General features: G+C 40.9%; 24 protein-coding genes and 1 pseudogene. 22 read left to right on the forward strand and 3 right to left on the reverse strand.

Annotated features, from left to right (window positions below):
• Window positions 1-3: 3 nt before the first annotated feature.
• Genes HMPREF2574_RS03255 through HMPREF2574_RS10820 form a run of 3 tightly spaced genes read right to left on the reverse strand, consistent with a single transcriptional unit; the run spans window position 4 to window position 1,550 of the window.
• Window positions 4-1,125, reverse strand: coding sequence for a DUF2800 domain-containing protein (locus HMPREF2574_RS03255; RefSeq protein ID WP_042754171.1), 1,122 nt, complete (start codon window positions 1,123-1,125; stop codon window positions 4-6).
• On the reverse strand, window positions 1,118-1,441 hold the full coding sequence (locus HMPREF2574_RS03260; RefSeq protein WP_042754173.1) for a hypothetical protein: 324 nt from the start codon (window positions 1,439-1,441) through the stop codon (window positions 1,118-1,120). The genes HMPREF2574_RS03255 and HMPREF2574_RS03260 overlap by 8 nt, the downstream gene beginning before the upstream one ends.
• Window positions 1,416-1,550 carry a hypothetical protein gene (locus tag HMPREF2574_RS10820; protein ID WP_255296299.1) on the reverse strand — a complete coding sequence of 45 codons (135 nt, stop codon included), beginning with the start codon at window positions 1,548-1,550 and terminating at the stop codon, window positions 1,416-1,418. Before HMPREF2574_RS10820 ends, HMPREF2574_RS03260 begins: the two co-directional genes overlap by 26 nt.
• Before the next feature lie 308 nt (window positions 1,551-1,858).
• Between HMPREF2574_RS10820 and HMPREF2574_RS03265 the strand changes: the two genes are divergently transcribed.
• The 22 genes and pseudogenes from HMPREF2574_RS03265 (at window position 1,859) to HMPREF2574_RS03370 (ending at window position 18,226) form a co-directional block, all read left to right on the forward strand.
• Entirely contained in the window at window positions 1,859-4,135 is a 2,277-nt protein-coding gene (locus HMPREF2574_RS03265; RefSeq protein WP_024052939.1) for a phage/plasmid primase, P4 family, read from the forward strand.
• Between the two features lie 274 nt (window positions 4,136-4,409).
• Entirely contained in the window at window positions 4,410-4,691 is a 282-nt protein-coding gene (locus HMPREF2574_RS03270; RefSeq protein ID WP_024052940.1) for a VRR-NUC domain-containing protein, read from the forward strand.
• Entirely contained in the window at window positions 4,672-6,048 is a 1,377-nt protein-coding gene (locus tag HMPREF2574_RS03275) for a DEAD/DEAH box helicase (RefSeq protein ID WP_024052941.1), read from the forward strand. The genes HMPREF2574_RS03270 and HMPREF2574_RS03275 overlap by 20 nt, the downstream gene beginning before the upstream one ends.
• Complete coding sequence (locus tag HMPREF2574_RS03280; RefSeq protein WP_024052942.1) at window positions 6,041-6,517, forward strand: hypothetical protein; 477 nt, start codon at window positions 6,041-6,043, stop codon at window positions 6,515-6,517. Before HMPREF2574_RS03275 ends, HMPREF2574_RS03280 begins: the two co-directional genes overlap by 8 nt.
• 194 nt (window positions 6,518-6,711) lie before the next feature.
• Window positions 6,712-6,894 carry a DUF6900 domain-containing protein gene (locus tag HMPREF2574_RS03285; RefSeq protein WP_024388637.1) on the forward strand — a complete coding sequence of 61 codons (183 nt, stop codon included), beginning with the start codon at window positions 6,712-6,714 and terminating at the stop codon, window positions 6,892-6,894.
• 47 nt (window positions 6,895-6,941) lie between these two features.
• Window positions 6,942-7,979, forward strand: a complete 1,038-nt coding sequence (metK, locus tag HMPREF2574_RS03290) for a methionine adenosyltransferase (protein WP_024052944.1) — start codon at window positions 6,942-6,944, stop codon at window positions 7,977-7,979.
• A gap of 1 nt (window position 7,980) precedes the next feature.
• Entirely contained in the window at window positions 7,981-8,346 is a 366-nt protein-coding gene (locus HMPREF2574_RS03295) for an HNH endonuclease (protein ID WP_024052945.1), read from the forward strand.
• Between the two features lie 298 nt (window positions 8,347-8,644).
• A complete protein-coding gene (locus HMPREF2574_RS03300) occupies window positions 8,645-9,106 on the forward strand; it encodes a hypothetical protein (protein ID WP_024052946.1) in 462 nt (153 codons plus the stop codon).
• Window positions 9,078-10,331 (forward strand): site-specific DNA-methyltransferase, encoded by a 1,254-nt coding sequence (locus tag HMPREF2574_RS03305; RefSeq protein WP_024052947.1) that lies wholly within the window; start codon window positions 9,078-9,080, stop codon window positions 10,329-10,331. Before HMPREF2574_RS03300 ends, HMPREF2574_RS03305 begins: the two co-directional genes overlap by 29 nt.
• Before the next feature lie 96 nt (window positions 10,332-10,427).
• A complete protein-coding gene (locus tag HMPREF2574_RS03310) occupies window positions 10,428-10,676 on the forward strand; it encodes an Nmad4 family putative nucleotide modification protein (RefSeq protein ID WP_070812188.1) in 249 nt (82 codons plus the stop codon).
• A gap of 1 nt (window position 10,677) precedes the next feature.
• Window positions 10,678-10,890 carry a DUF4314 domain-containing protein gene (locus tag HMPREF2574_RS03315; protein ID WP_015057738.1) on the forward strand — a complete coding sequence of 71 codons (213 nt, stop codon included), beginning with the start codon at window positions 10,678-10,680 and terminating at the stop codon, window positions 10,888-10,890.
• 13 nt (window positions 10,891-10,903) lie between these two features.
• Window positions 10,904-11,122: a hypothetical protein gene (locus HMPREF2574_RS03320; RefSeq protein WP_253219880.1), complete on the forward strand. Its 219-nt coding sequence runs from the start codon at window positions 10,904-10,906 to the stop codon at window positions 11,120-11,122.
• A gap of 50 nt (window positions 11,123-11,172) precedes the next feature.
• Window positions 11,173-11,646: a phage terminase small subunit P27 family gene (locus HMPREF2574_RS03325; RefSeq protein WP_003058374.1), complete on the forward strand. Its 474-nt coding sequence runs from the start codon at window positions 11,173-11,175 to the stop codon at window positions 11,644-11,646.
• A complete protein-coding gene (locus HMPREF2574_RS03330; RefSeq protein WP_060794287.1) occupies window positions 11,643-13,235 on the forward strand; it encodes a terminase large subunit in 1,593 nt (530 codons plus the stop codon). Before HMPREF2574_RS03325 ends, HMPREF2574_RS03330 begins: the two co-directional genes overlap by 4 nt.
• Window positions 13,236-13,305: 70 nt before the next feature.
• Entirely contained in the window at window positions 13,306-13,563 is a 258-nt protein-coding gene (locus HMPREF2574_RS03335) for a type II toxin-antitoxin system Phd/YefM family antitoxin (RefSeq protein WP_024052953.1), read from the forward strand.
• Window positions 13,560-13,931, forward strand: a pseudogene (locus HMPREF2574_RS03340) (type II toxin-antitoxin system death-on-curing family toxin). Before HMPREF2574_RS03335 ends, HMPREF2574_RS03340 begins: the two are co-directional and overlap by 4 nt.
• A gap of 140 nt (window positions 13,932-14,071) precedes the next feature.
• Window positions 14,072-15,355: a phage portal protein gene (locus HMPREF2574_RS03345; RefSeq protein WP_024052955.1), complete on the forward strand. Its 1,284-nt coding sequence runs from the start codon at window positions 14,072-14,074 to the stop codon at window positions 15,353-15,355.
• Window positions 15,348-16,043, forward strand: coding sequence for a head maturation protease, ClpP-related (locus HMPREF2574_RS03350; RefSeq protein ID WP_024052956.1), 696 nt, complete (start codon window positions 15,348-15,350; stop codon window positions 16,041-16,043). The genes HMPREF2574_RS03345 and HMPREF2574_RS03350 overlap by 8 nt, the downstream gene beginning before the upstream one ends.
• A gap of 18 nt (window positions 16,044-16,061) precedes the next feature.
• Window positions 16,062-17,267, forward strand: coding sequence for a phage major capsid protein (locus tag HMPREF2574_RS03355; protein WP_024052957.1), 1,206 nt, complete (start codon window positions 16,062-16,064; stop codon window positions 17,265-17,267).
• A gap of 2 nt (window positions 17,268-17,269) precedes the next feature.
• Window positions 17,270-17,527: a head-tail connector protein gene (locus HMPREF2574_RS03360; protein WP_024052958.1), complete on the forward strand. Its 258-nt coding sequence runs from the start codon at window positions 17,270-17,272 to the stop codon at window positions 17,525-17,527.
• The gene (locus HMPREF2574_RS03365; protein WP_024052959.1) at window positions 17,527-17,865 is read left to right on the forward strand and encodes a head-tail adaptor protein; all 339 of its coding nucleotides are present in this window, start codon (window positions 17,527-17,529) and stop codon (window positions 17,863-17,865) included. Before HMPREF2574_RS03360 ends, HMPREF2574_RS03365 begins: the two co-directional genes overlap by 1 nt.
• The gene (locus tag HMPREF2574_RS03370) at window positions 17,858-18,226 is read left to right on the forward strand and encodes a hypothetical protein (RefSeq protein WP_024052960.1); all 369 of its coding nucleotides are present in this window, start codon (window positions 17,858-17,860) and stop codon (window positions 18,224-18,226) included. The genes HMPREF2574_RS03365 and HMPREF2574_RS03370 overlap by 8 nt, the downstream gene beginning before the upstream one ends.
• Window positions 18,227-18,232: the final 6 nt, after the last annotated feature.

The raw sequence follows: 18,232 nt of genomic DNA on the forward strand, positions 1-18,232 counted from the left end.
TTGTTATTCCTCTTTAAATTCATTTTTTGCTAGGTTCATCTCTTGACGGCTATCGTCAATTGGAACGAGTGTTGGTTTACCACTTGGTTTTATTACGAGACCACCAAGTAGGTCGTTAAAAGTTTTCTTGCCGAGGAGTTTGGTCATGGCAGTGATAGTCAAGAGTTTCTTTTCGTAAGGGTCATAGCCAGCATCCATCACAGCTTGACTGACGGCAGCTTCGTCTGAATACTTACGAACTGACCGTCCTTCTACCAGTTTGTAGCCTGGAATGGCGTGTCCCTCAGTGGCTTCTTTCAAAGCATAGGCTTTGACATCATTTGCCCACGAAACTAGCAAGTCCAGCTTAGGCAAAATCTCTGCAATATCCTCATAATCAAGGGTTGTAGGGTTAGCGAACTCCATCTTGGCTAGTGCCAAATTATTCTCAGCACGTTTGCGACAGACATTCTTGAGTTTACAGAATTGGCAGTGTTTACCAGACTGCATATTCCCTTCACCTTTGAATGCAAGTTCAGCTTTTGGAGCGAGTTCGTTTTCTGCCCATTCAATCAACTCAGTCTTTTCTATCTCAAAGGTAGATATGTTATGTTTTCGTGGTTGAAAGATGGTCATGGTGACTTTATCAAAATCATAAAGCCCATCAAACATCTCAAGAGCACCTAGGGCATAACACATCATTTGTGGGTTATAGTCTGCATCAACTAGAACACCAAGTCCGTGCTTATAATCAATAACCTGAAGAAGTCCATCTGCTACAATAAGGCAATCTCCAGTTCCAAATCCTTCAGGTACCCACTTAGAAAAGTCCAGTCGTTGTTCGACAAGAACTGTAGGGTCACGGGAGTAGCCTTTAGCTTTCTCAACTTGCTCCATGACATAGTTGCGGTATTCTTCTGCGCAAATCTGCATTTCATCGTTGTAAAATGCTAAATCCTCAGTTGGATCACGCGCATTCCTACCTAAAGCTTTCTCGACTAGATAAGCACATAACTCGTGAGCATCCGTACCTTCAAGGGCAAACTCAGAGTTTACATCTGGCATATCTTCTGTTAACCGAACGGAAGGTGGACAGTTCAACCAACGATGTGATGCAGATGCGGATAGAATGGCGTGGTTAGTCATTACCAATCCCTCCGGCTTCTTCAAGGACTGCCGCAAAGTGTTTAGGGTCAAGAGCTGATAGAGAAGAAGCACCGTAAGCATTTAGAAGAGCACGAACCTCATTCTTAAAGCCATCTTTTGCCTTTGTAGCAAGGATTGCACGGACATCCTCCAATTGAATTTCCCTTTGTGGTTCAGATTTTGGTGATATTGGTTCAGGAACTGTTTCATTATCATTAGATAGGAGTTTTTTGAACTCATCCACCAAGCGAAGGTAGTACTTTGCGGTTTCTTCCATATCATGAATTAGTCTATTCAGTTCTTTCATTTTGCTCATTGTTTTCTTCCTCCTTTATCTTACGAGCGAGTTGCTTTGAGATGACGCTGATGGCAGTTAGAGTATCGACCAGTTCATCATTGTGATTCACAGTTATTTCTTTAGTCATTTTGTGACCTCCTATCTTATTAGGTAGAGATGTGAACAGAAATTCCGGTTTTTAATAAAAATTTTTTGAATCGATGTTTTTCATCTCTTACACCTATATAGGTAAAACTGGGGTGAAATTTTCCGCTTTTTTATAAAAAATTTTTATTTTGGCATACAAGAAAAAAATCTTCCTCTAGCTATATAAAGGAAGATTATTTTTTTTTGAAAAAAGTTTATTAAGGGGCGGAAAAATGAGTCGTCGTTCTACCTAATAAGGTAGGAGGGAAAAAACTCCACATATCATTAATTACATTTGGAGGGCGCATAATGCAATTTACCTTATCTCATTCAGGACAGACTGGAGTTCAAACAACCACGGTTTATCCCAATCAAGTAACTATTACTGATGAAATATCGCTACAAACTGTTGCGCAATTTGACCATGTGGCAGGGCTGTTTTTAAACAATACACGCTCAAATGCCAATTTCATCAAGTCGGATGTTTTGGTCATGGATATTGATAATGACCACTCTGAGAATCCAGATGAATGGATGACGGTCGAGCGATTAAAAGAAATCTTTGCGGATTACAACTTTGCCTTGGTAACTAGTCGAAGTCATATGCAGGCAAAGGCAGGAAAAGCTCCAAGACCAAAATATCATATTTACTTCAAAATCAATGAGGTAACTGATAAAGATGTCTACGTAGCTATGAAGGAAGAACTTTGTAATCAATACAAGTTTTTTGATAATCATGCCAAGGATGCGGCACGTTTCTTCTTTGGAAATCCAAATGCACAGGTTATATGGCATGATTCATGGCTAACTATTGATGAAGATTTGTTTCAAGTTGTTTCTATTGAAGACGGGGAAGATTTCGATGCAGACTTCTATACTCCTCCAAGTGGACCAATCCAGGAAGGGAGTCGTAATTCAACTATGTCTGTATTTGCAGCTAAGATTGTCAAACGGTTAGGCGTGACCCAAGAAGCTAGGGATGGTTTTGATGAGCAGGCACAGAAATGTGTACCACCACTTGATAAAGCAGAGTTAGATTCCATCTGGGGGAGTGCAGTCCGATTCTACAACAGAACCATAAAAACATCTAAAGGCTATGTGGCTCCAGATGCTTTTAATCGAGACTCCTTGAAACCAGATGATTATTCTGACATTGGAGAAGCAGGAGTACTGGCTCGTGAGTTTGGGGATAAATTGGCTTATACAAATGCGACAGACTATCTCACATTTAATGGGAAGTATTGGAAGGAAGACAAGCAGTTAGCAATTGGAACTATCCTTGAATTCATGGACTTACAACTTGAAGAAGCAAGTGAACAGTATGAAAGTGCCATTAAACAACTCGTTCAGACCGGTATTCCAGAAAGTATTGTTCGTGAGGGTGGGAAAGGCTTAGTGAAACTAATTGATTCACCAAATCAACAGATACTGCTCGCCAAGTATCTTTCGGCAAAGGCATATTATCAATTCGTCATGAAACGTAGGGACTACCGTTACATTATAGCGACCCACAATACCGCCAAGCCTATGCTTGCAATTGACATTTCTGAACTGGATAAAAACGATATATTACTAAACACTCCCGATGCAACCTATGACCTTAAGTGTGGCTTATCTGGTAGTCAGGCACATTCTGCGACGGATTATCTGACAAAAATGACCACTGCAAGTCCAGGCATTAAAGGGATTGGGCTATGGCAAGAGACTTTAGCGACCTTTTTCTGCGGAGACCAAGAACTAATTGATTATGTACAGATGGTAGTCGGTATGGCAGCCATCGGAAAAGTCTATCAGGAACATATGATTATCGCTTATGGAGGTGGTGCAAATGGAAAATCAACATTTTGGAATACCATAGCTCGTGTACTAGGTAGCTATTCTGGAAAATTATCCGCTGATGCCTTGACCATGTCGAACAAACGAAATGTTAAGCCCGAGATGGCTGAACTAAAAGGAAAACGACTCATTATTGCATCTGAAATGGATGAAGGGATGCGTTTGAATACAGGGCTGGTTAAGCAACTTTGTTCGACTGATGAAATTTATGCTGAGAAGAAGTACAAGGATCCCTTCCATTTTGTTCCATCCCATACGCTGGTTCTTTACACCAACCATCTGCCAAAAGTCGGAGCGAACGATGATGGTATTTGGCGACGATTGATTGTGATCCCATTCAATGCCAAGATTACGGGCAAGTCAGATGTGAAGAACTTTGCGGACTATCTTTATGACAATGCGGCACCAGCCATTATATCCTGGATCATCGAAGGAGCTGAGAAAGCCATCAAGGCAAACTTTAAAACGAAATTACCAAAGGTTGTTCAAGAATCCGTCAGAGCTTATCGAGAAGCCAATGATTGGTTGGGACATTTCATTGAGGAAAACTGTGAGATTGAGAAAGGTTATCTCCAAAAATCAGGCGATTTATATTCTGCCTATCGTGCCTACGCTCTACAGAATGGAGAATATATCAGAAGTACTACTGACTTTTACACGGCACTTGAATCGGCAGGCTACCATCGTCAGAGGACTAGTAAGTTTAATGCCATTGTTGGTTTGAAACTATTGGATGACTTCTTGGACTAACGGAAGTCATGCTAGCCTTTGAAAAAAAGTCTGACAAATTTTTGAGTATGAAGAATGGAAGTTGGAGGTCATGGAACATAATATGGCTTACTTGGCTGAGTGTCAGGTTTAAGATATGAGTTCCACAACCAGCACTATTATTAGTTATGGAAGTAGTGATACTCTTTTCTATAACTTTTATAATGGGTTAATTATTACTATAAAAGCCCTATATAAAAAGTTACTGATTCGAGTTTACTAGACCTCCATTCATTTTCTGACGAAAGGATTGTTTATGAGAGAAAGATTTGTAGAGCGGAAATTAGTAAGTGAAGTGAAAAAGCGTGGAGGGATTTGTCCTAAGTGGGTATCACCATCTTTTTCTGGTGTGCCAGACAGGTTGGTGTTTTTACCCAAAGGCAAGTTTGGTCTGGTGGAAGTGAAAGCTCCTGACCAAAAGCCAAGGGAGTTACAAGTGTCAAGGCATAAACTGTTCGAGCGGTTAGGCTTTACGGTTTATGTGATAGACCGCATTGAGATGATTGGAGAAGTGCTAGATGAAATTGATATTACATAACTATCAGGTAGTCGCCAAGGACTTCATCATAGGTCACCCTTATGCAGCAGTCATATTAGACATGGGGATGGGGAAGACGGCTACAACTTTGTCTGCAGTAAATGAGCTGATGTTTGATAGATTTGAGGTCACAAAGGTTCTAGTGATTGCCCCGCTGCGCGTCGCAAATACAGTCTGGAGTGATGAGATTGAGCAATGGTCTGAGTTGCGTCACTTACGGTATTCGAAAATAGTTGGTACTCCCAAGCAACGAAAGGTAGCTCTTCAGAAAGATGCGGATATCTATATCGTCAATCGTGAAAACCTCCCTTGGTTGGTGGAACAATGCAGTCCGTATTTCAAGTGGGATATGGTAGTAATTGATGAATTGAGTTCTTTCAAGTCATGGCAATCCAAGCGTTTCAAAGCCTTCATGGCTATGCGACCTTACATGAAGCGAGTGGTTGGACTAACAGGAACACCAAGTTCAAACGGACTAATGGACTTGTTCGCAGAGTTCAAGGTCATTGATGGTGGGGAACGTCTTGGTCGATTCATTGGTGAGTTTCGTAGTCGCTACTTTGAAGAAGGTCGTCGCAATGGCAATATTGTCTATGAATACATCCCCATGGACTATGCGGAGTGTCAAATTCAAGACAAGATTAGTGATATTACCATTTCCATGAAAGCCCTAGATTATCTGGATATGCCTGAATTGATTTCAACCAAGAAACTGGTTCGTATGACTGAAAAGGAAAAAGAAAAGTACAGTCAGTTTAAGAAAGAGTATGTATTGTCAGTGTTAGACGGACTAGAAGTAACTGCTGCCAATGCTGCAAGCCTTACGAACAAGTTAGTTCAATTGTCCAATGGAGCCGTATATTCAGATGATCATACGGTTGTGCCACTACATGAACAGAAACTAGATGCCCTTGAAGATATCCTTGAATCCGCAAATGGAGAGCCGGTTTTAGTTGCCTATTGGTTCAAACATGACTTGGCTCGGATTATTGGTCGTTTAGAAAAACTCAAGGTAAAGAATAGGGTGTTGAAAACAGAAGAAGATATTCGTGAATGGAATAAAGGTAATGTTTCAGTTGGCTTACTTCATCCTGCTGGAGCAGGTCATGGTTTGAACCTCCAAAAAGGCGGTCACCACTTGGTCTGGTTTTGTTTAACATGGTCGTTGGAACTATACCAACAAACGAATGCACGGCTTTGGCGACAGGGGCAAGAGTCTGAGACTGTTGTTATCCAACACATTGTGACTGAAGGAACGATTGATGAAGAAATCCTAAAGGCACTAGAAAACAAAGATGCACAACAAGAACGGCTGATTGAAGCAGTTAAAGCACAAGTAGGAGGGGCAGATGGATAAGGCAGAGCACATACTGACGAATTACAATGAACTCAAAAGTGACTTGGAGATGTTAAAGTATCGTTTGGAACATTTCAAACCAGTGACAGAAAATGAGGTTATTGGTTCACTCGTTTTTGAAAAATCTGATGAACCTAGAGTTAAAAGTACACCTACCAATCAACGGTCAGAGATGATTGCGCTGAATTTTCGTGAGAAGATGATTCAGGAAAATGAGGAACAATTGGCGGATTTATCGCAACGGTATATCCGATTGGCTAATGACCTTGATAATTTTGAGATGGCTATAAAATTTCTAAAGGGAGATTTGTATGATTTTGCGCAATCCATGCTTAAGACAGATAGTAATTGGGATAGTTTGATGAGAGAGTTTCATATTAGTCGAAGTACTGTTAGAAATTGGCGACGTAAGGTCTTAGACCATGTTAGGGAAGTGTATATGAAAATGGGATTTTCTTTGGAGAAGTAACCTCTCCCTGACCTACCCTTGACCTACAAGTAACCTACCCCTGCACTAAGTATGACCTAACATTGACCTCACTTTGTCAAAATTTGTGGTAGAATTGTAAGTGTCAAAAAAGATAAAAAATACCCAGTAATAACTGGATATATCTCCACTTTAGAGTTAATATGTACACAACAAAAGAAGAGGAGAATAATACAATGACAAAACGCCAACAAGAAAAACTCAATGCCCTTTTAACAGAAATTGCAAAGGAAGAACTTTTTGTAGAAACCTTGGAAAAACGTTGGAGTGATAATCTTGACTTCTACGATGTTTCGGTATGGGGTATCAAAAGAGCATTGGAGAGAGCCTACGAAGCAGGTCAAAAATCAGTAAAATAAAGTAAAGCCTAGCCACATAAAGGTTGGGCTTTTTGCGTGGAGGAATTATGATTATTTCTAGTGAACAAGTTTCAGTTGGACACCCAGATAAAATCTGTGATCAGATTTCAGATGCCATTTTGACGGAGTGTCTAAAGTATGACAAATCAAGTCGAGTGGCAGTTGAGACCTTAATCAAGGATAACCAAGTTGTGGTAGCTGGTGAAATTTCAACTAGACATTACTTTAATCTCGAGAACATTGTACGTCAGGTTGTCGAGCCACTTGGTATGAAGAATGTTCGGGTAACTAACCTACTTGGACTCCAAAGCTCAGATATTGCACAAGGAGTAGATAATGGTGGTGCTGGTGACCAAGGAATGATGTTTGGTTATGCGACAGACGAAACTCCTGAGTACCTGCCTTTGCCTTATGTTCTGGCAACTCGTGTCCTTGAAAAACTCATGTCACTAGGACACCCTCTTCTTGGAAAAGATGCCAAAGCCCAAGTATCCTACGACTACGACAAAAATAGGATTGATACCTTTTTGGTTTCTATCCAACATACCGAAACGGCCGACCTTGCCAAAGTGAAACGAATTGTGACAGAGGCTATGACGTCAGTTGCCCTTCGTTACCGTCAGAATCTAGATTTCAAAGTTCTAGTCAATCCAACTGGTCGTTTCGTACTTGGTGGTTCATTTGCGGATGCAGGAGTTACTGGTAGAAAGATTGTGGCGGATACCTACGGCGGTTTCGCACATCATGGTGGAGGTGCCTTCTCTGGAAAAGACCCAAGCAAGGTTGACCGCTCAGCTACATACATGGCACGAAAGATTGCTAAGGATATTGTTCGAGAAGGGTATGCGAAACGATGTGAAGTACAATTAGCCTATGCCATTGGAGTAGCCAAACCTGTGTCGGTGCATGTAGAAACCTTTGGAACCAGTCGCTACACTGCAAAACAACTGGAAGGAATGATTCGTGAGCGGTATGATTTAACACCACGAGGTATCATTAAGGAACTTCATCTCTTGAATGTAGACTACACCAAGACAACTTGCTTTGGACATTTCACAAAAGCCTATCTTCCTTGGGAGAAGTAAGATGCCAAGAAGACCAAGCACACCTTGTAAACAAAATGGTTGTCCTAACCTAGTACCTTATGGGCAGAAGTATTGTGAGAACCATAAAGCAAACTACCAACTGGATAACAAGTCAACCAAAGCCAAAGGATACAATGCCCAGTGGAATAAAGCACGACTTCGTTACTTAAAAGTTCATCCACTCTGTGTTCAATGTAAAGTCAAAGGTCGATTGACCAAGGCAATAGTGGTTGACCATATTACACCCCACAGAGGTGACCAAGACCTCTTTTGGAATCAAACCAACTGGCAAGCACTTTGTAAGTCATGTCACGACCGCAAGACCAAGACAACTGACCGATATGTGGAGTATTCGTATCGATTTTAGTCATGGAGTTTCGTTACAATAGTATCCAATTTTTAACCCTTTGGGGGAGGGGGGATGAAATCTCTAAACCCTTGGGAGACTAAGACCGACGCCCCCTCAAACGTGCAATTTCGCAAAATTCGCAAGCGGGTACATTAAAATCGCTCAATTATTACGTTCGTTCCCACCGTTATCACGTTTCTAATGTGGGGATGTAGCGTTCCCTAGTATGACATTTTGGTAATAAAATAGTAAAAAAGGCTAGAAACAATATAGAAAATAGTTGTTTTTAGTCCTTTTTTGATGGAAAGGAAAACAAATGGACGAAAGTCAACGCAAACAGATCTGGAAAATGCGAGCAGAAGGCCTTGGCTATGGATTAATCGGCAGGGCTACAGGTCTATCTAGAGATTCAGTTAAGAAATACTGTAAACGAAATCCAGTATTGCTTGGTCATGGAGCGGCGACAAAGCAAATGGCAACAGCCGACCAAAATGATGGACTTCGCTGTCCACAGTGTTATCAAGCACTGAAAACTCACAAAATAGGTAGACCAAAGAAGTTCTGTTCGGATAAATGTCGTAAAGTTTGGTGGGCCACTCATTCTGACGAACATGACAAATCAAAAACTGCATATGAAGATTTGACTTGTCAACAATGTAGCAGGTCATTTTTATCTTATGCCAATCCAAATAGAAAATTTTGTAGCCATTCGTGTTACATTCAATCACGCTTTTATAAAGGAGAAACCAATGACAAGTCAACCAACAATGGAAATTAGAGAAATTCGATTGTCTGAATTACACCCAGCCTCTTACAATCCTCGAAAAAAACTCAAAAAAGGTGACAAGGAGTATGAAAAGATTAAGCAAAGCCTACTCAAGTTTGGTTACGTTGACCCCATCATTGTCAATAAAGACTTGACGGTAATTGGTGGTCATCAACGATTAACAGTATTGAAGGACTTAGACTATGAAACTGCCAAATGTGTCATTGTTGATTTATCCAAGGAAGATGAAAAGGCACTTAACATTGCCCTTAACAAAATCACCGGTCAATGGGATGACCAGCTTTTGGCGGACTTGCTTTTGGATTTACAGGAGGCTGATTTCAATCTCGACTTGACTGGTTTTGAACCACCAGAAATTGATGACATCCTATCAAATGTCCATGATAATGACCTATCAGATGATGACTTTGATGTAGAAGAGGAATTAAAGAAACCCACCTTTTCAAAACGAGGGGACATTTGGCAACTTGGTAAACACCGAGTGATTTGTGGCGATTCAACTAAAGCTGAGACGTATGACCAACTTTTAGGTGATAATAAGGCAAATTTGGTTGTGACAGACCCTCCCTATAATGTTGATGTGGAAGAAACAGCCGGAAAGATTCTCAATGACAACATGCCTGATAGTGACTTTTACCAATTTCTCTTTGATATGTTCTCTCAGGTAGAAAAACATATGGAAACTGATGCTTCCATTTATGTATTCCATGCGGATACGGAAGGATTGAATTTCCGGAAGGCATTTAAAGAGGCGGGCTTCTATCTGAGTGGATGTTGCATTTGGAAAAAGAACTCATTGGTGCTTGGACGTAGTCCCTACCAGTGGCAACATGAACCATGTCTCTTTGGCTGGAAACAAAAGGGTAAACATCAATGGTTCAGTGACCGTAAACAAACAACCATTTGGGAATATGACCGTCCAAAATCTAGTAAAGACCACCCAACAATGAAACCAATTCCACTCATGGCCTATCCTATTCAAAATTCATCGATGCGAGGAACGCTTGTTCTTGATCCATTCCTTGGTTCTGGTTCGACCCTAATGGCCGCAGACCAAACTGGAAGGGTTTGTTACGGCATTGAGTTGGATGAGAAGTTTGTGGATGTCATTGTCAAACGTTATATAGAGTCAATTGGAAATGAAAACGTGACGGTATTGCGTGATGGACAGACTTTGACCTTTGCTGAAGCGACTTCCATATTAGCAAACGAATAATTATCAAATATATCTTCAAAATATTCCATAAATGACTGGATATAAATCTCCTTTAGAGTTAATATGTACACAACAAAAGAAGAGGAGAACAAAAGAATGACAACAACACTTGAAAAACTCTATGAAATCTACCCAACAACCGCAAGTATCATTCCTTACAAAGATTGGGTCATCGTTGCATCGAATGGATATAAAGGAACAGAAGTTGAGATTTACGAAACGGCTGATAGTCTTGTAGAGTTTGAAAACTTTGAACGCAGATTTGACCGCATTTTCCAAGAAGCAGGAACATTCGAAGACTTTGGACATGCAGTTAAGTGGGCATTTGAAAAGATTGGAGAATAACATGGACGCAAAAATGTTCAATAACCTAAAGACAACCTATCCGGTTGGGACTAAGGTTAGATTAGTTAGAATGGATGACCCCCATCCAGTTCCTAAAGGCACACTTGGAACTGTGATTGGAGTGGATGACATTGGTTCACTCTTAGTTAAGTGGGAAAACGGCAGTTGCCTAAATGTTTTGTATGGAATTGATATCGTAGAAAAGGTAATGTGAGATGTGGGAAATTATGACTCGAACGGTTGGAGACAGACACTACGTTTGTGAGTTTCTCCGTGAAGACACAACAGACCCAAGGAATATAGACAGTGCTTGGATTAGAATACTGACTATCAAGCGAGATGGTGAATATATCTACCAATATAGATATGGGAATGAAATAGATAACATGGACGATATTGACAGAATTGTCTATCAGGCCGTACTTGATAACTTTAATGAACTTTAAGAAAGAACTCGAATTGAGTTCTTTTTTCTTACTCTAAAGGAGGTGAGATTGTGGCAATCAGGGGGCGAAAACCAAAGCCTACGAATATGAAAATACTTGAGGGAAATCCTGGTAAGCGACCACTCCCTACGAATGAAGTCAAACCCAAACAAAAAGCCCCACGTTGCCCACAGTGGCTTGAAGATGATGCAAAAAAGGAGTGGAAACGGATGGGAAAAATTCTCGAACAGATGGGAATTTTAACCGAAATGGACATGACTGCTTTTGCAGGTTACTGTCAAGCATACGCTCGCTGGAAAGAGGCAGAAGAGTTCCTTTCCAAGCATGGCTCCATTATCAAAACTCCGAATGGCTATCTCCAACAAGTCCCTCAAGTCTCTATCAGCCAGACCAACCTCAAAATCATGCTTAAATTCTGTGAACAATTTGGTTTGACACCTTCAGCACGAAACCGATTAGCAACGATGGATTCAGAAGTTGGTACTGGTGATGAAATGGAAGATTTGTTAGGAGGAATTTTATGAGCTATCATTATGAACCAAGTCCATTCATGCTTCCAACCTCACACTATGATAAGGCAAAGGCTGATAGGGCAGTAACATTTATCAATAACCTCTCCCACACCAAAGGCAAGTGGGCAGGAAATCGATTTGATTTGTTGCCGTGGCAGGAACAGATTGTTCGTGATCTATTTGGGATTGTGAAAGAAGATGGTAACCGTCAGTTCTTAACTGCCTATATTGAAATTCCAAAAAAGAATGGCAAGTCCGAACTCGCCGCAGCTATTGCACTTTATCTACTCTATGCAGATAATGAAGCCAGTGCAGAAGTTTATGGTGCGGCTTGTGACCGAAACCAAGCGTCAATCGTATTTGATGTGGCCAAACAGATGGTACAGATGAGTAGACCGCTTGTGAAACGCTCAAAGATTATGGGGGCGACAAAGAGGATAGTGAATTATTCCAATGCGGGATTTTACCAAGTTCTTTCTGCAGAGACTGGGACAAAGCATGGACTAAACGTATCTGGCTTGGTCTTTGATGAAATCCACGCTCAGCCTAATCGTCATTTGTATGATGTATTGACCAAAGGGTCAGGAGACGCAAGGGAACAACCCCTCTTTTTTATTATCACGACAGCTGGAACGGATAGAAACTCTATCTGTTACGAGTTGCATTCCAAAGCATTGGATATTCTGAATGGTAGAAAGAAGGATACGTCATTCTATCCAGTGGTTTATGGATTATCCGATGAAGATGATTGGAATGATGAAGCAAACTGGAGAAGAGCCAACCCTTCACTAGGGCATACAATTGGGATTGACCGTGTTAGAGAAGCTTACCAACAGGCACTTGATAACCCGGCAGAAGAGAATGTTTTTAAGCAGCTCCGTCTAAATATGTGGACAAGCTCAAGTATTGCTTGGATTCCAGAACATGTCTATGCCAAAGGAAACGATCCTATACAATTTGATAGCCTCAAGGGTCGTAGTTGTTATGCAGGTTTAGACCTTTCTAGTACGTCAGATATAACAGCTTTAGTCTTGGTATTTCCTCCTAGATTCGAAGAGGAAAATTATATCGTACTGCCTTACTTTTGGCTACCTGAGGATACACTGGAACTGAGATGTCGTCGTGACCATGTTCTGTACGATGTATGGGAGCGTCAAGGCTACATCAAAACTACGGAGGGTAATGTAGTTCACTACGGTTTTATCGAAAAATTTATAGAAGACTTATCGGAAATCTATCATATCAAGGAGATAGCCTATGACCGTTGGAATGCGACGCAGATGGTTCAGAATCTAGAAGGAATGGGCTTGACCATGGTGCCTTTTGGTCAGGGATACAAGGATATGAGTCCACCATCTAAAGAACTCTATAAACTAATGATGGAAGGCAAGATTCAACATGGTGGGCATCCAGTTCTTAAATGGATGGGACAAAACGTAGTCATGAGACAAGACCCTGCTGGTAATATCAAGCCTGATAAGGAAAAGTCAGTCGAGAAGATTGACGGTATTGTAGCACTCATTATGGGACTGGATCGTTGCATTCGTCATCAAACCGATGAAGGAAGTGTTTATGATGAACGTGGTATTTTAATTTTTTAGGATAAAAACAACCTAAATAGGTTGAATATATCCTAAAAAGTGGTAGAATAGAGAAAAGGAGGATATTACCATGCAAATCAATATTGAAAACTTAGTCTCTATTTCTGAAGCAAATCAAAACTTTTCTAAGGTAGCTCGTATGGTCGATACGAATGGTACTGCAGTAATATTGAAAAATAACACACCAAAGTATGTATTAGTGGACTATCAGAGTCTAATTAAAGAGGAACAGGCAACCCCTACAGTTGTTGAACAATCAACTTTGGATGAAGTTGCGACTTCAGTTTTATCACGCCATCTTGATGCATTTAATGAATTGGCAAAATGAAAGTATTAACTGTTGAACAGGTGATTGAATTACACACTAGGTTAATTCAAGCTACTGGGGGTTTAGATGGTGTTAAGGATATTGGTTTAATAGAATCTTCACTATCTTCAGCTTTTAGTACTTATTTTGGTGTTGAGAAGTATCCAAGTATTGAAGAAAAGGCTGCTAGACTTTGTTATTCGCTAGTTAATAATCATGCCTTCCTTGATGGGAACAAGCGAATTGGAGTTTTTGTCATGATTATTTTCCTATAATTAAATGGCATCGTGTTAAATCAGACTGATGATGAAGTAGTGAAGTTAGGACTTGGAGTAGCTTCATCCGAATTAGATTATGATGCAATTTTAGAATACATTCGGAATCATTAAAACTTTTCTTATTGAGGATATAACTTCAAGAAAGTGATAGAACATGGTATCTTCTTGAAGAAGGAGAGATGAAAACCATCTAAGAATAAACGATAAGCACTTCAATCGAGGTGCTTTTTTCGTACTCAAAAGGAGGAAGTATGGGACTACTAGATTTACTGGGACGTAAGCGTGCTAGAGATAAACCACGAAATAGTTATGAAGGTCAGGACTTCTCATATCTGTTTGGACGAACGACTAGTGGGGAGAATGTGGATGAGTTTAAAGCTATGCAGACGACAGCTGTCTATGCTTGTGTCCGTATCTTAGCTGAAGCAGTAGCTTCACTACCTATTCACGTTTATGAGAGAACGGCAACTGGAAAGGAGAAGAAGGTGGAACATCCCCTTTATTTTCTCTTACATGATGAACCTAACTCCGAGATGTCATCCTTTGTCTTTAGAGAAACCTTGATGACCCATCTATTGATATGGGGCAATGCCTATGTCCAGATTATCCGAGATAGGAGTGGACAAGTTATCAGTCTTTACCCACTCTTACCAGATAAAATGTCAGTTCATCGAGACGAGAGTGGTAAGCTCTACTACAAATACAAGCGTCAGTCAGAGGAAAATCCTAACTTTAAGGAAAAAGGAGATGCTATCTTGAGAGCAGAAGATGTTCTTCATGTACCTGGTCTTGGTTTTGATGGCTTGATCGGTTATTCTCCAATTGCCCTTGCCAAAAATGCTATCGGTATGACCTTGGCTACGGAAAACTATGGGGCATCATTCTTTAAAAATGGTGCAAATCCAGGTGGCGTTTTGGAACACCCAGGTATTCTCAAAGATCCAAAACGAGTGAGAGATTCATGGAATGCAGTCTATAATGGGGTAACCAATGCACATAAGGTGGCAGTACTTGAGGAAGGGATGAAATACACTCAAGTAGGCATTCCACCTGAAGAAGCTCAGTTTCTTCAGACAAGAAAATTTCAAATCAATGAAATTGCAAGGCTTTACCGCATTCCACCTCATATGATTGGCGACTTGGAGAAATCCTCATTTTCAAACATTGAGCAACAATCTCTAGAATTTGTAAAATATACCTTAGACCCCTGGGTAGTTCGTCTCGAACAGGCTTTCAAGAGGTCTCTTTTTTTACCCGAAGAAAAGAAAACCTACTTTGTGAAGTTTAATGTGGATGGTCTTCTTCGTGGTGATTATCAGAGTCGAATGAATGGTTATGCGATTGGTAGACAAAATGGCTGGCTGTCGACAAATGATATTCGTGAACTTGAGGACTTGAACCTCCTCTCAGATGAGGATGGTGGCAATCTCTACTTGATAAACGGAAACATGACGAAACTGAAGGATGCAGGTGGCTTTATGAAACAAGCACCGTTAGAACAAGAAACTCAATCTGAGGAGGATATGGATGCATAAGTTTTGGAATTTTACAGAAGGTGATAGTGGTCGAACACTTCGTATTGAAGGACAGATTGCTGATGAGACGTGGTTTGGCGATGAAGTCACGCCACAAGTATTTAAAAATGATTTACATGCAGGAAGTGGAGACATCACCCTCTGGATTAATAGTCCAGGGGGTGATGTTTTTGCGGCGGCTCAAATCTATAACATGCTGATGGATTACAAAGGTGATGTCCATGTCGTGATTGATGGCTTAGCCGCAAGTGCTGCTAGTGTCATTGCCATGGCAGGTACAACGGTTTCTATGAGTCCGGTTGCCATGATGATGATTCACAACCCTTGGACTGTGGCACAAGGTGAAGCCAAGGATATGCAGAAGGTCATTGAAATGTTGGGCGAAATCAAGGAATCCATCATCAATGCCTATGAATTAAGAACAGGACTTTCAAGAACCAAGCTATCACACCTCATGGACTCAGAGTCTTGGTTCAATGCCAAAAAGGCTGTTGAACTGGGCTTTGCGGACAAGATTCTCTTTGACAAACAAGGGGAACATGGAACTGATATTGAGAGTTATTCTTTCAGTCGAACTGCCGCCCAACAAGATTTACTTATCAAAATGCAGGCGAAGCTTGAAGTCCAACAACCAAAGAAAACAATCCCTATCAATCAGTTGGAAAAACGATTGAATTTGCTCAAATAACGAAAGGAATATGAACTGATGTCTAAATTACTTGAATTGAAAGAAAAACGTAACCTAGCTTGGCAACAAGCAAAAACCTTCCTTGATTCTGTTCGAACAGAAGATGGACTTGTATCTGAGGAAGATTCCAAACGCTATGATGACATGGAAGCAAAAATCAACCTCTACAATCAAGAGATTGCTCGATTGGAGCGACAAGAAAAGATTGACCTTGAACTTGCTCAACCAGCCTCACAGGCTTTAATTGGGCAACCCACTACAGTTCTGAATGACAAGACTACTGAAGAGGAAAAGAAAGGTGTGGCTTCAGATAGCTATGCCAAGACATTTTGGACAAGTGTCCGTAAGCGTCACTTCTTTGATGTCAAAGACGTCCTTCGAGTTGGGGAAGATACCGAAGGTGGTCATCTGGTTCCTGATGAGTATGAGAAGAAACTAGTTCAAGGATTACAAGAAGAGAATTTCTTCCGTAGCCTTGCGACTGTTATCAAAACATCTAGTGGTGAGCGAAAGATTCCTGTTGTGACTGGACATGGATCAGCCTCATGGATGGATGAAAATGGTTTATATCCAGAAACAGAAGAAACCTTTGGTCAGGTGACACTCGACTCTCATAAGATTGGTACTGCCATTCGCATTTCAGAAGAGTTGCTAAACGATTCAGTCTTTGACCTTGAATCCTATATGACAGCTGAATTTGCTCGTCGTATTGGAACGGAAGAAGAAAAGGCATTCTTGATTGGTGATGGTTCTAAGAAACCAACAGGTATCTTTACTCAGGCAGAAGTTACAGGTCCAACGACGGCTACAAAGGATATTACCTTTGATGACATGATTGAACTGTATCATTCTCTACCAGCACCCTATCGTAAGAACGCAGTTTGGATTTTACATGATACGACTGTCAAAGCTATCCGTAAACTCAAAGATAATAATGGCAACTACATTTGGCAGCCATCCACTCAAGCTGGACAACCAGATTTGATTCTAAATCGTCCATACTATACATCAACCTTTGCCCCACTTCCTGAAGCAGGAAACAAGGCCATTGCATTTGGTGATTTCTCATATTATTGGATTGCGGATCGTCAGGGTCGTACCTTCAAACGTTTGAACGAACTCTATGCCAATAATGGACAGATTGGTTTTCTTGCTTCACAACGTGTTGATGGTAAGTTAGTCCTACCTGAAGCCGTGAAGACATTAACCGTGAAGGCTAAGTAATTATGGTTAGTTTAGCAGAGGCAAAACAATATCTCAAAGTGGAACACGATGATGAGGATGGGCTGATTGAGCAGTTGCTTGAAACCAGTCAACAACTCTGTGAAGATATTTTACGACAATCGACGTATTCAGATGTTCTAAAGACGGCAATCCTATATGGGGTTGCCTATCTTTATGAACACAGAGAAGATGCCAATCATAAGGAGTTGAAAGAGACTCTCTATCATTTGCTGCTGGCTGAACGAAAGGATGTGTTCTGATGAAGATTGCACCATTGAGGGAACGCTTGTCATTTCAGATTCGACAGATTGTTCAAGATGAGATTGGCAATGAAACTTCGACATGGATACCTTTATTTGACAGGTGGTGCTCTTGTCGTCCTCTCACCTTGACCGAAAGGGGTGGGAGTGTGACGAAACTGGAACAAGAGAAAGTCCAGTTCACCCTCAGGTATGAAAAGGCAATTCTTGGACTTCATTCCTTAACGACTCACATTCAATTTCGTGGTCAAACTTATGGGATTGAGTCTATTGATGGAGATACAGTGCCACGACAACTGATTTACATAGTCGCCATTAAGGAGGAGAGATTTGACTAAAATTGGACTGGATGCACTAGAAACTGCCATCGCAAATGAGCTGGCGGAATTTGTAGAGGATACAACAGAGGTGATGCGTGAAGTTGTAGAGGAAGTCACCGAGGAATCCATCGTAACCTTGAAAGTAACGTCACCTAGAAAGAGTGGTTCCTATGCCAAAGGGTGGAAGAGTAAAGCAACGATTGATACCAGTACAGGTCTAACCAAGACTATTCATAATCGAACGCCAGGCCTGACGCATCTGTTAGAAGATGGTCATGCCAAAAGCTCTGGTGGGCGAGTTGAGGGAATTAAGCATATCGCACCTGTTGAGAAACAAGCAATACAATCCTTAGAAGAAAAGCTGAGAAAGCGAGTGTGATATGAC

This window comes from Streptococcus sp. HMSC034E12, from assembly GCF_001835915.1.
In the GTDB taxonomy this organism is placed as follows: domain Bacteria; phylum Bacillota; class Bacilli; order Lactobacillales; family Streptococcaceae; genus Streptococcus; species Streptococcus vaginalis.

Coding starts and splice junctions, on each gene's coding strand:
- HMPREF2574_RS03360 (WP_024052958.1), top strand. CDS start 17,270: ATGGTTAGTTTAGCAGAGGCAAAACAATATCTCAAAGTGGAACACGAT.
- HMPREF2574_RS03315 (WP_015057738.1), top strand. CDS start 10,678: ATGGACGCAAAAATGTTCAATAACCTAAAGACAACCTATCCGGTTGGG.
- HMPREF2574_RS03260 (WP_042754173.1), bottom strand. CDS start 1,441: ATGAGCAAAATGAAAGAACTGAATAGACTAATTCATGATATGGAAGAA.
- HMPREF2574_RS03265 (WP_024052939.1), top strand. CDS start 1,859: ATGCAATTTACCTTATCTCATTCAGGACAGACTGGAGTTCAAACAACC.
- HMPREF2574_RS03295 (WP_024052945.1), top strand. CDS start 7,981: ATGCCAAGAAGACCAAGCACACCTTGTAAACAAAATGGTTGTCCTAAC.
- HMPREF2574_RS03280 (WP_024052942.1), top strand. CDS start 6,041: ATGGATAAGGCAGAGCACATACTGACGAATTACAATGAACTCAAAAGT.
- HMPREF2574_RS03270 (WP_024052940.1), top strand. CDS start 4,410: ATGAGAGAAAGATTTGTAGAGCGGAAATTAGTAAGTGAAGTGAAAAAG.
- HMPREF2574_RS03285 (WP_024388637.1), top strand. CDS start 6,712: ATGACAAAACGCCAACAAGAAAAACTCAATGCCCTTTTAACAGAAATT.
- HMPREF2574_RS03300 (WP_024052946.1), top strand. CDS start 8,645: ATGGACGAAAGTCAACGCAAACAGATCTGGAAAATGCGAGCAGAAGGC.
- HMPREF2574_RS03345 (WP_024052955.1), top strand. CDS start 14,072: ATGGGACTACTAGATTTACTGGGACGTAAGCGTGCTAGAGATAAACCA.
- HMPREF2574_RS10820 (WP_255296299.1), bottom strand. CDS start 1,550: ATGACTAAAGAAATAACTGTGAATCACAATGATGAACTGGTCGATACT.
- HMPREF2574_RS03310 (WP_070812188.1), top strand. CDS start 10,428: ATGACAACAACACTTGAAAAACTCTATGAAATCTACCCAACAACCGCA.
- HMPREF2574_RS03355 (WP_024052957.1), top strand. CDS start 16,062: ATGTCTAAATTACTTGAATTGAAAGAAAAACGTAACCTAGCTTGGCAA.
- HMPREF2574_RS03305 (WP_024052947.1), top strand. CDS start 9,078: ATGACAAGTCAACCAACAATGGAAATTAGAGAAATTCGATTGTCTGAA.
- HMPREF2574_RS03255 (WP_042754171.1), bottom strand. CDS start 1,125: ATGACTAACCACGCCATTCTATCCGCATCTGCATCACATCGTTGGTTG.
- HMPREF2574_RS03320 (WP_253219880.1), top strand. CDS start 10,904: ATGACTCGAACGGTTGGAGACAGACACTACGTTTGTGAGTTTCTCCGT.
- HMPREF2574_RS03330 (WP_060794287.1), top strand. CDS start 11,643: ATGAGCTATCATTATGAACCAAGTCCATTCATGCTTCCAACCTCACAC.
- metK (WP_024052944.1), top strand. CDS start 6,942: ATGATTATTTCTAGTGAACAAGTTTCAGTTGGACACCCAGATAAAATC.
- HMPREF2574_RS03350 (WP_024052956.1), top strand. CDS start 15,348: ATGCATAAGTTTTGGAATTTTACAGAAGGTGATAGTGGTCGAACACTT.
- HMPREF2574_RS03335 (WP_024052953.1), top strand. CDS start 13,306: ATGCAAATCAATATTGAAAACTTAGTCTCTATTTCTGAAGCAAATCAA.
- HMPREF2574_RS03365 (WP_024052959.1), top strand. CDS start 17,527: ATGAAGATTGCACCATTGAGGGAACGCTTGTCATTTCAGATTCGACAG.
- HMPREF2574_RS03275 (WP_024052941.1), top strand. CDS start 4,672: ATGAAATTGATATTACATAACTATCAGGTAGTCGCCAAGGACTTCATC.